9 protein-coding genes, 20 tRNA genes, 1 pseudogene, 1 riboswitch and 1 other annotated feature (1 of these 32 only partly in view) are annotated in these 10669 nt (G+C 38.1%); of the genes and pseudogenes, 4 read left to right on the forward strand and 26 right to left on the reverse strand.

Annotated features, from left to right (window positions below; all coding sequences use genetic code 11):
- Nucleotides 1-145 (reverse strand) — a binding site (T-box leader); it reaches 69 nt to the left of the window's first position.
- Nucleotides 144-1853 carry a LysM peptidoglycan-binding domain-containing protein gene (locus ACQV2R_RS06615; RefSeq protein WP_428891990.1) on the reverse strand — a complete coding sequence of 570 codons (1710 nt, stop codon included), beginning with the start codon at nucleotides 1851-1853 and terminating at the stop codon, nucleotides 144-146. Its footprint overlaps the feature before it by 2 nt.
- 213 nt (nucleotides 1854-2066) lie before the next feature.
- Between ACQV2R_RS06615 and ACQV2R_RS06620 the strand changes: the two genes are divergently transcribed.
- Nucleotides 2067-2477 carry a hypothetical protein gene (locus ACQV2R_RS06620; RefSeq protein WP_428874336.1) on the forward strand — a complete coding sequence of 137 codons (411 nt, stop codon included), beginning with the start codon at nucleotides 2067-2069 and terminating at the stop codon, nucleotides 2475-2477.
- The gene (locus ACQV2R_RS06625; RefSeq protein ID WP_428885326.1) at nucleotides 2477-3046 is read left to right on the forward strand and encodes a tRNA (mnm(5)s(2)U34)-methyltransferase; all 570 of its coding nucleotides are present in this window, start codon (nucleotides 2477-2479) and stop codon (nucleotides 3044-3046) included. Before ACQV2R_RS06620 ends, ACQV2R_RS06625 begins: the two co-directional genes overlap by 1 nt.
- A 69-nt stretch (nucleotides 3047-3115) precedes the next feature.
- On the opposite strand, the gene ACQV2R_RS06630 is transcribed toward ACQV2R_RS06625, so the two are convergent.
- From ACQV2R_RS06630 to metK, 4 genes are all read right to left on the reverse strand, one after another.
- Nucleotides 3116-4288 carry a MalY/PatB family protein gene (locus ACQV2R_RS06630; protein ID WP_428891991.1) on the reverse strand — a complete coding sequence of 391 codons (1173 nt, stop codon included), beginning with the start codon at nucleotides 4286-4288 and terminating at the stop codon, nucleotides 3116-3118.
- Between the two features lie 165 nt (nucleotides 4289-4453).
- Nucleotides 4454-5650 carry an FAD-dependent oxidoreductase gene (locus tag ACQV2R_RS06635; RefSeq protein ID WP_428874333.1) on the reverse strand — a complete coding sequence of 399 codons (1197 nt, stop codon included), beginning with the start codon at nucleotides 5648-5650 and terminating at the stop codon, nucleotides 4454-4456.
- A 36-nt stretch (nucleotides 5651-5686) separates the two neighbouring features.
- A complete protein-coding gene (locus tag ACQV2R_RS06640; protein WP_428874331.1) occupies nucleotides 5687-5812 on the reverse strand; it encodes an NADH peroxidase in 126 nt (41 codons plus the stop codon).
- An 83-nt stretch (nucleotides 5813-5895) separates the two neighbouring features.
- Nucleotides 5896-7086 (reverse strand): methionine adenosyltransferase, encoded by a 1191-nt coding sequence (metK, locus tag ACQV2R_RS06645; protein ID WP_428891992.1) that lies wholly within the window; start codon nucleotides 7084-7086, stop codon nucleotides 5896-5898.
- Nucleotides 7084-7176: riboswitch (SMK box riboswitch) on the reverse strand. It overlaps the preceding gene by 3 nt.
- Before the next feature lie 66 nt (nucleotides 7177-7242).
- Between metK and ACQV2R_RS06650 the strand changes: the two genes are divergently transcribed.
- Entirely contained in the window at nucleotides 7243-8046 is an 804-nt protein-coding gene (locus ACQV2R_RS06650; RefSeq protein ID WP_428874328.1) for a hypothetical protein, read from the forward strand.
- A gap of 76 nt (nucleotides 8047-8122) precedes the next feature.
- On the opposite strand, the pseudogene ACQV2R_RS06655 reads toward ACQV2R_RS06650, so the two are convergent.
- Nucleotides 8123-8205, reverse strand: a pseudogene (locus ACQV2R_RS06655) (IS3 family transposase); the annotation flags it as partial.
- Nucleotides 8206-8260: 55 nt separating this feature from the next.
- Between ACQV2R_RS06655 and ACQV2R_RS06660 the strand changes: the two are divergent.
- Nucleotides 8261-8629: a transposase gene (locus ACQV2R_RS06660; protein ID WP_428891993.1), complete on the forward strand. Its 369-nt coding sequence runs from the start codon at nucleotides 8261-8263 to the stop codon at nucleotides 8627-8629.
- Nucleotides 8630-8770: 141 nt separating this feature from the next.
- On the opposite strand, the gene ACQV2R_RS06665 is transcribed toward ACQV2R_RS06660, so the two are convergent.
- From ACQV2R_RS06665 to ACQV2R_RS06760, 20 genes are all read right to left on the reverse strand, one after another.
- A tRNA-Gly gene (locus tag ACQV2R_RS06665) sits at nucleotides 8771-8841 on the reverse strand.
- 7 nt (nucleotides 8842-8848) lie between these two features.
- A tRNA-Asp gene (locus ACQV2R_RS06670) sits at nucleotides 8849-8921 on the reverse strand.
- Between the two features lie 19 nt (nucleotides 8922-8940).
- Nucleotides 8941-9013: transfer RNA gene (locus tag ACQV2R_RS06675), tRNA-Met, on the reverse strand.
- 12 nt (nucleotides 9014-9025) lie between these two features.
- Nucleotides 9026-9115: transfer RNA gene (locus ACQV2R_RS06680), tRNA-Ser, on the reverse strand.
- 12 nt (nucleotides 9116-9127) lie between these two features.
- Nucleotides 9128-9199: transfer RNA gene (locus ACQV2R_RS06685), tRNA-Glu, on the reverse strand.
- Nucleotides 9200-9234: 35 nt separating this feature from the next.
- Nucleotides 9235-9324 (reverse strand) — tRNA-Ser (locus ACQV2R_RS06690).
- Between the two features lie 35 nt (nucleotides 9325-9359).
- A tRNA-Ile gene (locus tag ACQV2R_RS06695) sits at nucleotides 9360-9433 on the reverse strand.
- A gap of 11 nt (nucleotides 9434-9444) precedes the next feature.
- Nucleotides 9445-9515 (reverse strand) — tRNA-Gly (locus ACQV2R_RS06700).
- A 10-nt stretch (nucleotides 9516-9525) separates the two neighbouring features.
- Nucleotides 9526-9615, reverse strand: a tRNA-Ser gene (locus tag ACQV2R_RS06705).
- Between the two features lie 31 nt (nucleotides 9616-9646).
- Nucleotides 9647-9720, reverse strand: a tRNA-Ile gene (locus tag ACQV2R_RS06710).
- 9 nt (nucleotides 9721-9729) lie between these two features.
- Nucleotides 9730-9803 (reverse strand) — tRNA-Met (locus ACQV2R_RS06715).
- Between the two features lie 6 nt (nucleotides 9804-9809).
- Nucleotides 9810-9882, reverse strand: a tRNA-Ala gene (locus tag ACQV2R_RS06720).
- Nucleotides 9883-9899: 17 nt separating this feature from the next.
- A tRNA-Pro gene (locus tag ACQV2R_RS06725) sits at nucleotides 9900-9973 on the reverse strand.
- A gap of 11 nt (nucleotides 9974-9984) precedes the next feature.
- A tRNA-Arg gene (locus ACQV2R_RS06730) sits at nucleotides 9985-10058 on the reverse strand.
- Nucleotides 10059-10089: 31 nt separating this feature from the next.
- Nucleotides 10090-10175: transfer RNA gene (locus ACQV2R_RS06735), tRNA-Leu, on the reverse strand.
- A 27-nt stretch (nucleotides 10176-10202) separates the two neighbouring features.
- A tRNA-Gly gene (locus ACQV2R_RS06740) sits at nucleotides 10203-10274 on the reverse strand.
- A gap of 5 nt (nucleotides 10275-10279) precedes the next feature.
- Nucleotides 10280-10352 (reverse strand) — tRNA-Thr (locus ACQV2R_RS06745).
- A gap of 52 nt (nucleotides 10353-10404) precedes the next feature.
- Nucleotides 10405-10486, reverse strand: a tRNA-Leu gene (locus ACQV2R_RS06750).
- 35 nt (nucleotides 10487-10521) lie between these two features.
- A tRNA-Lys gene (locus tag ACQV2R_RS06755) sits at nucleotides 10522-10594 on the reverse strand.
- A 5-nt stretch (nucleotides 10595-10599) separates the two neighbouring features.
- Nucleotides 10600-10669 (reverse strand) — tRNA-Val (locus ACQV2R_RS06760).

Here is a 10669-nt window from a genome sequence, read left to right on the forward strand (position 1 = left end):
GCAGCAAACGTCTCAAGTTAACACTTTACGCTTAGCTCGAGCATTAAAAGGAAGAGTTCAAAAGCTTTTCAACACTTACTTTCACCAAATGTAAGTTCTCTTTAGATGATCCACAATTTACTAGGTCCTACATTTTTAAATTTTTAAAAATTAATAATTTGTCCGATATAAATGGTTGTTCCACCATTTTTTTCAATCAGATCATTAACATCTAAGCCATTACGACGTGCAATCGCATATAAAGTATCATTAGCCTTTACAACATAAGAACCCGTTGAAACTACTTCATTAGTGCTTTCATTTGATTCTTCATTAATTGTTTGACTTAAGTTAACCGTTTCAGACTTTAATGGAGTAGAAACAGTTACTGAAGATTCGATTGAAACGTCATCTTGCTTAATAACTTCTACTTTAGTTTCTAACTTCGTTGCTTGACGAGCTAGGGCTTGACTTGATGAAGTTTTAGTGGAAATATTTAATTTTTGGCCTGGAATAATTAGACTGTTAACTTGTAGATTGTTTGCTTCTAATAAGCTAGCTAATGTTATTCCATGGCGATTTGCAATGGCCCATAAAGAGTCACCTGCTTTTACTATATAATCCCCACTTGTATTTTGTTTAATTTCTTGAGTTTTATCTGTAACTACTAGATTTTCTTTTGGCGTAGATACTGGCTTTTTATTAACAAGATGAGAAGACGCTTCACCCATATTGCTTCCAGGAATTATCAATTTTTGATTGGGATGGATAACAGTATTTAAGTGAATGCCGTTAGCTAATAATAAGTCGTTAATACGCACACCATGCTTTTTCGCAATAGCATATAAAGAATCGCCCGCTTTAATAGTGTAAAGCCCTTTAGTTGTTGAGCTTACAGTGTTCTTATCAACAGGTTCATTCGTATTTTCAACCGGCTTGCTTGCAGAAGGCTTGCTGATAGATAATTTATTTACTTGACTAGTAACTTGAGTTTGACCAGGTATCCTTAAAACTTGATTGGGATGGATAACTGATTGAATCGTCATTCCATTAACTTTTATTAAGTCATCAACATTTACGCCTAATTTCTTGGCTATTTTATAAAATCCGTCACCCGGCTGGACTTTATAGCTTCCATTGGTTGAAACGATTTCACTTGAAACAGTTTCGTCTACAATGCTTGTTTCTGGTGATGTAGTAGGTTTAATTGTAGTGGACTGATTGGGGCCATCAAATTGATCCAATTGATATTGGCTAATTATTTGGTTTAATTTTCCGCCATAGCGTGTATCTGTTGCATAACGTCCAGTTAAATGTTCTGTTGCCTCTTGATACGAAGTTGTATTGGATTTTAAAGCTCCTTGATAATAGCTTTTTCTCCAAGCAGATCCTTCACCAGTTAATACTCTAGCATAATCCAATAATGAATCAGCATAAGAATCATACTTTCTAAAGTTATCTTTAATTTGATAATAAGATCCTGTCCCATCATCTTCTAGAGTATCCATTTCCACTTTTTTATCCTTTTTTCCTGCCTTGACTCCAAACAGATTATAGTTAGGTGCTTGAGCAAGTGTTGAACTTCCCCAGCCGGACTCTAACGCTGCTTGGGCTATCATAACAGAAGCATATAAATCATTTTTAGCAGCAATTTCTTTCGCAGATTGCCCGATACTATTGATAAATTCTTGTGGAGAGAATTTCTTTTGAGATTTCTGAGCATGAACAATGGCATTTTCAGATTGAACTTGTGTTAACACACTTGTTGACAGTAACATTACACCAACATTAATATTGGTGAAAATTTTCTTAAATAGTTTGCGTCTTTGGATTTTTTCTTGCTGACGCATTCTCCGATTTCGCTGTTGAATCATCCTTCAGCCTCCAAATTAAATAAATTTCCATACGGATACATACTGTATTATATGCCATCTCTAATAAAAAATGTTCCTTTATCGTTACTTTTATTGGATTTTTAACATAAGTAACATAAATGAAATATATCAATATTGGTTTGACTACTTTTAATTAAATACATTAGCGAGTATAGTATGAATAAATGGCCACAATATAGAGGAGCGATTTTTTTGAAGTCCTATTTAAAACATATACTCATCCTTTCATTTGTTCTTCTGTCAGGATGTTCTTTCTTAAATGAAAAAAAACTTGAAAATCACTGTTGGCAAGTTACTTTAAATGATTCACTTATTTATCAAGTAGATTTTCAAGATGAGCTTGTTCACTTTCAACTGAATGAAGATAATTTCCTAGAACAAGCCGAACAAGAGTTGGATTTATCTCTACAAGAAACAAGGGATTTGCTGATTGATAAAAAAGAGGAGTTAAATTTTACAGCGCGTTATTATTTAGAAGGAAACTATTTAAATCTTATTCAATCAGCGCACCAAGCAAAGCAATATGAAATAAAGTTTAAGGGTACGACTACCATACTCACTTCCTCAGATGGCAGTCAACTTTTATTAGAAAGAGTGGAATAATGAAGAATGCCTTACAGTCTAGTCATGATGCTTTAGGAAAATTAATTGAAAGATTCCCTGCTGGAAATTATATTGACGCTACTCTCGGAAAAGGAAATGACAGTTTTTTTATATTAAGCCACCCGGCTTTTTCTGGAAAACTTTTTGCTTTCGATATTCAAGTTCAAGCACTGGAAATAGCTCAACAAAAGCTAAAAATCTTTTCATCCGATTCTTTCCAACTTTTTAACAATGGACACCAGCATTTTGATCAAGTTCTCAGTTTTTCAACCTTAGCTAAAGTTCATGGAGCTATTTTTAATTTAGGCTATTTACCTGGAGCCAGCCATCAAATCACTACTAAAGCTTCCACAACCTTACAAGCACTCAATCAAATTGCTCAGCGCTTAGTTTCAAAAGGGAAAATATTTATTGTTGTTTATTCAGGACATAAAGAGGGAGCGATTGAAAAAGAAGAATTAATAAAACAATTAACGCTATGGTCGCAAGATCAGTTTACAATCTCTATTCTTGATTTTTTAAATCAAAGAAATCACCCTCCTCTTTTAATTACTATCGAAAAGAAATAAAGAAGCAATCATGAATGACTGCTTCTTTGTTTTATCTTTATTAGTTTAATTTCAATTTAAGCTTATAATCTATCTGCTCTTAATGGCTTCAATAAACCGTTCGATACTCTCTTTGACTATTTCCTTAGGTAGGGCTAAATGAATACGAATAAAACCTTCACCACAAGAGCCAAACATCACACCATTATTGATATAAACATGATGTGCTTCTAACAGCCTAATAATTTTCTCACATTCCATATTTAATGGAGTTAAATCCAACCATAATAAATAGGAAGCCTCCATTGGTGTTACTACAATTTCAGGCAGCTGATCTTCAATCATCGCTTTTGCCATTTGATAGTTTTCTTCGATTAATTCTACTAATGCTTCTTTCCAATCTAAACAATCATTATAGGCATGTTTACAGGCATAAAGACCTAAGACTGGAACAGAAAGCAAATTCATTTTTTCAGCTGTTTCGATATATCGTTGACGCCATTCAGGATTCACGATGAAGATATTTGATGTCTGTAAACCCGCTAAGTTAAACGTTTTAGAAGGCGCAGTAGCCACGACTACACGCTGTGCAATATCGTCAGATAAATTAGCAAAGACATTATGTTTGAAATTTTTATGGGCTAGATCAAAATGAATTTCGTCTGAAAATAGATATAGGTCATTTTCCTTACAAATTTTAGCAACTTTTTCCAGTTCTTCTTTCTTCCATACACGCCCGACTGGATTGTGAGGGCTACAGAAAATCATTGCTTTAGCCTCTTTTGCTGCTGATTCTAATGCTTCAAAATCTATGGTGTAGTATCCTTCATTATTAATTAACTCAACATTAATCTTCTTACGCTCATTATTTTCAATAGCTGCCGTAAAAGGTCCATAAACAGGCTCTAAAATAATGATACCATCGCCTTTTTGTGTAAAAGCATTAACGAAAACATTAATTGCTGGAACAACTCCAGGTGCGGTAACCATCCACTCTTCTTTAACATCCCATTGGTGCTGGTCTTTCATCCATTTCTTAACGGCTTCATAATAGGCTTGATTCGGTACGGTGTAGCCTAAGACAAGTTCGTCCAAATCTTTTTTTAAGCCTTCAATGATACCGGGTGCCATTGGGAAGTCTAAATCTGCTACTGAAAGCGGAGCGATCCCCTCAGGAATATTCTTATTAGACTCTCTCATTAATAACCATTTTTTAGAACCTTGCTGTGTGCGATCGACACACGTTTTAAAATCATAAGCCATGTGATTGCCTCCTAGATATACTAAATTTCAATCTCTGTACTCCTATCTTACACAAATTAAACGCTTTCTTCAACGGCTTCTTAAATTATAAGAGAAATATTAAAGAAATTTAATTTAAAATAAAAACTAGCCCATTTTAGCATGGACTAGTTTTTTTAATGATTATTAGAACAGTAATTTATCTGCTCCCCCAACAGTATTACCTAAGGCTTCAATCGCTAAGACATTTAAATAATGCCATGGACGGTCATAGTTAGGTTGGAAGAAGAAGTCTAACAACGCTAGTTGCTCAAGCGTATATTTGGCATTAATGACTGTTGAAAGCACATTAATTGAATCGGCTACATCAAATTTAGAAACTAGCTGTCCACCTAAAATGATATGGCTATCTTCATCATAGAAAATCATCATATGAACAGTGCCTGGTTTACGCATGAAATCAGGATAAACTTTTTCTTCTACATATTTCCAAGCTACTTTACCTTCATATAAATCTTTATTGACCATTGATAAGCCAGTTGAAGCAATCGTATAGTCAAAATATCTCAAGGCAGAAGTTCCAGATACACTAGGCATCTTGAATTGAGTTCCTGAGGCGTTAAGAGCGGCTACGATTCCTTGTCTTCTCGCTAAGGTAGCAAGACCAATATTTGTCTTATCAGCCGTTGGTGCAAAAGGAATATAAGTTGCATCTCCACCAGCGTATACGTCTTTTGCGGATGTTTCTAGGTATTCGTTTGTTTGAATAAAGCCATGATCATCCATTTCCAGAGTGCCTTTCAACCAGTCAGTTGCTGGCTTAACACCTACAGCTACTACAACTGTATCAGCAGGATATTCACCCTTATCGGTCACAACAGCTTTGACTTTATTGCCTTCTCCTAATAGTTTTTTAACAGCTTCTCCACCCTTAAAGTGTAAGCCTTTATCAGCACCGTGCGCTTCTAGTAATTTTGAAATGTTCTCATCTAAATAAGCAGGCAAAATACGATCTTCCATATCAATAACTGTAACATCTATACCCGCTTCTGCATATGCCGTTGCCACTTCCACTCCGATATAACCAGAACCAATCACTACTAAGTGGTTAGTTTCTTTCATACGATCGTATACTACTTGCGTATCTTCTGGTCCTCTAAAAGTGTGAACATTTTCTAAATCATATCCTTCAAACTGAGGAAGTGGTGCAAACCCACCTGGACTCAATAGTAACTTATCATAAGACTCTTGATGCTCTCCTTCTTCTGTCTTAACCGTTACTGTTTTTTCTTCTGGGTTGACTCCTATTACTTGGCTGGCAGGATGCATGATAATACCTTGTTCACTATAGGAGGCGTTATTGGCAAAATGTAACTCTGACAACTCTTTAGATATACCTTCCAGGTATGATTGAGAACCTCACCCCATGAAGGATGACTCTTCTCCCGCCTCAAATAAATGAATTTCAGCGTCTGGGTCACGCTTTAATAAAGTCTGAACCGACTCATAACCAAAGTGTGATGTTCCAACTACAACATACTTCATTCTAATCCCTCCGAATTGTTATTTATAATTATTCTAACTAAGCATATATTACTAAAAATAATAGATAAGTACAACCTAATAGCTTACATTAGTAAAGACTTTAGTTCTTCAACCTTATCTGTACGTTCCCAAGTGAATCCAACTTCTTCTCTGCCAAAATGGCCATAGGCTGCTGTTTTGGCGAAAACTGGCTTCCTCAAATCCAACATATCAATAATTCCCTTAGGTGTAAGTTTAAAAACCTGACGAATGGCCCGAACAATTTCAGCATCTGAATGATCGGAGCTTTCAAAGGTATTCACACTAACAGATACTGGTTGAGCCACTCCAATCGCATAAGCAATTTGAATTTCTATTTTTTTTGCAATTCCTGCAGCCACTATATTCTTAGCAATATAGCGTGCAGCATAGGAGGCTGATCGGTCCACTTTGGTTGCGTCCTTTCCTGAAAATGCGCCTCCTCCATGACGAGCATACCCTCCATATGTATCCACTATAATTTTGCGTCCGGTGAGGCCTGCATCTCCTTTTGGACCGCCTATAATGAAACGTCCTGTGGGGTTAATATAAATCTTAGTTTCTTCATCCAATAATTCGTTTGGAATAGTTGGTTTAATAACAAGGTCTAAAATAGCTCCTCTAAGCTCTTCTAATGACACTTCCTCGCTATGCTGAGTTGAAACGACTATTGCCTCTAATCTAACGGGTTGATCTTGTTCGTCGTATTCTACAGTTACCTGAGCCTTACCGTCCGGTCTTAAATAGTCCAACTGTCCAGATTTTCTTACTTCAGTCAGTCTACGTGTTAATTTGTGCGCCAAAGAAATCGGTAAAGGCATCAATTCTGGCGTCTCATCACAAGCATAACCAAACATCAATCCCTGGTCACCCGCTCCTATTTCTTGTACATTTTCTTGGTTTTCTCTTGTTTCAATAGCTGAATCAACCCCCATAGCTATATCAGCTGATTGTTCATCTAAAGAAACAATAATGGCTAAGTTTTCGGCGTCGAAACCAAATTTGCCACGATTATAACCAATTTCATCAACCTTCTGTCTAACAATTTTTTGAATATCCACATAGGCACTCGTAGTAACTTCTCCTAACACCATAACTAAGCCAGTGTTAACAGCTGTTTCACAGGCTACTCTGGCCATCGGATCCTGTTTCAAGATGGCATCCAAAATTGAATCAGAAATTTGATCTGCAATCTTGTCTGGATGTCCCTCTGTAACTGACTCTGATGTAAATAATCTTTTCTCTGAAGCTTTCATTTATCTTCCCCCATTTTTTATATTGGTTACAAGGCAAATTCACAATCGATGAATCGTGAACCCTATCGGGAACTTTTGGTTGTAACGTTGTAAATTATACCTTAGAATACTAATAGAAACAATTTCAATTATAAAATCCTCTTGAAAGGAAACTCAATGAACACAATTAATAACATACTTAAACATCCTTTGATGCAGTTAGTAGGCTATCCTTTGTCGTGGATTGGTTTTGGACTAACTACCGCTATTTATTCAGTGAAGCAAGTCGACTGGTTAGATCTTGGGCTTTTAGCACTAGTTGTTATCTTAAGCAATATGACTAACCATTACAATTATTATCATCATATTTTAAAAGATCCCAAGGCTAAATCACCTATTATATACTATCTTTTATTAATAGGCTTGCTGACAGCCGCTTTGTTCTTTATGATAAACCAGCACTACATTATAAATATTTTGTTAATTATATACATTATCATAATAGTGGTTCAGTACCAATTTGTCCCTTTAGTTAAGACCATTTATCATATACTATTAAATAGTTATTTTACTGGCTTTTTACTAAATATTATCGCCTACTATTCACAGGCGAATACTTTAAACAATAAAGCAATGATATCTTTTATACCCCTTATTATATTGATGACAGCTTTAGAAATAAATCAGCAGTTTCTTAAAGGAATATATAATTTTAAGATACTTGAAAGAAAAATACCCGTAAAGATTACATACATAGTCTTTTCAATGCTAGTACTAGCGAGTATTACAGGAGTTTACACCTCACTACCCACTCAGTCTTTCTACCTCGTTCAAATTCTATTCTTTGTAGTTACACTTGCTATTTACTTACCAAGCTTAATCCCTGTCAAGAAACATCACCGTATTCAAAACAAGCTGAATTATCAGGGTGCTATAAGTATAATTTTCATTGTTTTTTATAGTCTTAGTTATTTATTTTAGAGTAAAAAAAAGAAAACCCCCTTCTATTTTTAAAATGTACTGAACCCATAAATACGTCACTTTAATCAAATAATCTTTAAGCGGCTTGTAACCTGTATCGGATAGGAGACAAGCCGTTTAATTTTAGTTTAATTCTTAATGCTTGTAACATTCAATATATCCTTAAATCGTTTCAGCTCATTCTTCAATACTTTCAACCTTTCTCTATAATAGATTGCTTGTTTTAGAAGTCCTTAAAAACGTCTATCGTGCGGTCCAAGACCTTCGTTTCTCTCTCGATCAATCAGACCCTCTTATGTTTATGACTACCCTTTATCAGCCTTCAAATCAATCGCTTGCACCAAGGCTTAAGAGAGTCTTAAGAATAGTTACTAAGTTTAAACAATACATTAAGAATTCCTTTCATTATCACACACTGACTAATGGCCCTATTGAAGGGATTAATAACAAGATTAAAGTGCTTAAACGCCATGCTTATGGCTATAAAAACAACTCCCATTTCAAAAATAGAATACCTTTAATATCAAGATTATATGTGTCAGGAAGAAAAGAAAAGGAGACTAAGCAACCGTTAATTGCTTAATCTCCTTGGATAGCATCAACCCTATTGGACATAGAGCCCATAGAGACTAAAAACCCCCTTAATCCGGATACGGAATTAGGGGGAGTAGTAAAATAGAAAGAAACTCTTTTTAGACATAAAAAAGACTTTAGAGTCTGAGTAAGCGGGTGAGGAGAATCGAACTCCCGACAACAGCTTGGAAGGCTGTGGTTTTACCACTAAACTACACCCGCAAATATACGGTCCGGACGGGATTTGAACCCGCGATCTCCTGCGTGACAGGCAAGCATGTTAACCCCTACACCACCGGACCAAGATAAAAAGTAAAAAAATTGCGGGGGTAGGATTCGAACCTACGACCTTCGGGTTATGAGCCCGACGAGATGCCAGCTTCTCCACCCCGCGATAATATTAAAAAGGAGGATGTGGGATTCGAACCCACGCGCGCTTTTACACGCCTGACGGTTTTCAAGACCGTTCCCTTCAGCCGGACTTGGGTAATCCTCCATTAAATTGTAATGACCCGTACGGGACTCGAACCCGTGTTACCGCCGTGAAAGGGCGGTGTCTTAACCGCTTGACCAACGGGCCAATATCAAAACTCATTGGCAAGTATATAAGAATAACGGAGAAGGAGGGATTTGAACCCTCGCGCCGGTATAAACCGACCTACACCCTTAGCAGGGGCGCCTCTTCAGCCACTTGAGTACTTCCCCATGAGCCAATTCAAAATAACAATTAATTATTGCTATGGGCCTGAGTGGACTCGAACCACCGACCTCACCCTTATCAGGGGTGCGCTCTAACCAGCTGAGCTACAGGCCCATTATCAATAAAGCGGGTGAGGAGAATCGAACTCCCGACAACAGCTTGGAAGGCTGTGGTTTTACCACTAAACTACACCCGCATATTCTCAAAGGAGGATGTGGGATTCGAACCCACGCGCGCTCTTACACGCCTGACGGTTTTCAAGACCGTTCCCTTCAGCCGAACTTGGGTAATCCTCCGTTAACCAATGGCAAAATCCATAATGCATAATGGACCTTGTAGGACTCGAACCTACGACCACCCCGTTATGAGCGGGGAGCTCTAACCACCTGAGCTAAAGGTCCGGCCTTAGATAGCGGCGAAGGGGATCGAACCCATGACCTCCCGGGTATGAACCGGACGCTCTAGCCAGCTGAGCTACACCGCCAAAAAATGGAGAATAGCGGGATCGAACCGCTGACCTCCTGCGTGCAAAGCAGGCGCTCTCCCAGCTGAGCTAATCCCCCATATAAGAATAAACAAATCGGGAAGACAGGATTCGAACCTGCGACCCCTTGGTCCCAAACCAAGTGCTCTACCAAGCTGAGCTACTTCCCGTTTTACTCTAATACACCCGGCAGGATTCGAACCTGCAACCGCCTGATTCGTAGTCAGGTACTCTATCCAGTTGAGCCACGGGTGCAAAATATTTTATCATTCACAATAAAGTGAAATGCCGAGGGCCGGAGTCGAACCGGCACGGTGATCACTCACCGCAGGATTTTAAGTCCTGTGCGTCTGCCAATTCCGCCACCCCGGCTTTAAAAGCCTAAATGTATCTTGGCAAAGCGGAAGACGGGGTTCGAACCCGCGACCCCCACCTTGGCAAGGTGGTGTTCTACCACTGAACTACTTCCGCAAAAGTGCCGGCTAAAGGACTTGAACCCTCGACCCTCTGATTACAAATCAGATGCTCTACCAACTGAGCTAAGCCGGCATAATATAACTTAGGATTTCCAATTATAAATCATAAGTGATCAAAATGCAAGTGCGGGTGAAGGGACTTGAACCCCCACGCCCGAAGGCGCCAGATCCTAAATCTGGTGCGTCTGCCAATTCCGCCACACCCGCAAATTAAAATTCCTTGATGTTTTCATTTAGGAATATGACCCGTGCAGGATTCGAACCTGCGACCCACTGATTAAAAGTCAGTTGCTCTACCGACTGAGCTAACGAGTCAAGAGTGGGGAATGACGGGATCGAACCGCCGACATCCTGCTTGTAAGGCAGACGCTCTCCCAGCTGAGCTAATTC

Source organism: Facklamia sp. P12937 (genome assembly GCF_050409505.1).
In the GTDB taxonomy this organism is placed as follows: domain Bacteria; phylum Bacillota; class Bacilli; order Lactobacillales; family Aerococcaceae; genus Facklamia.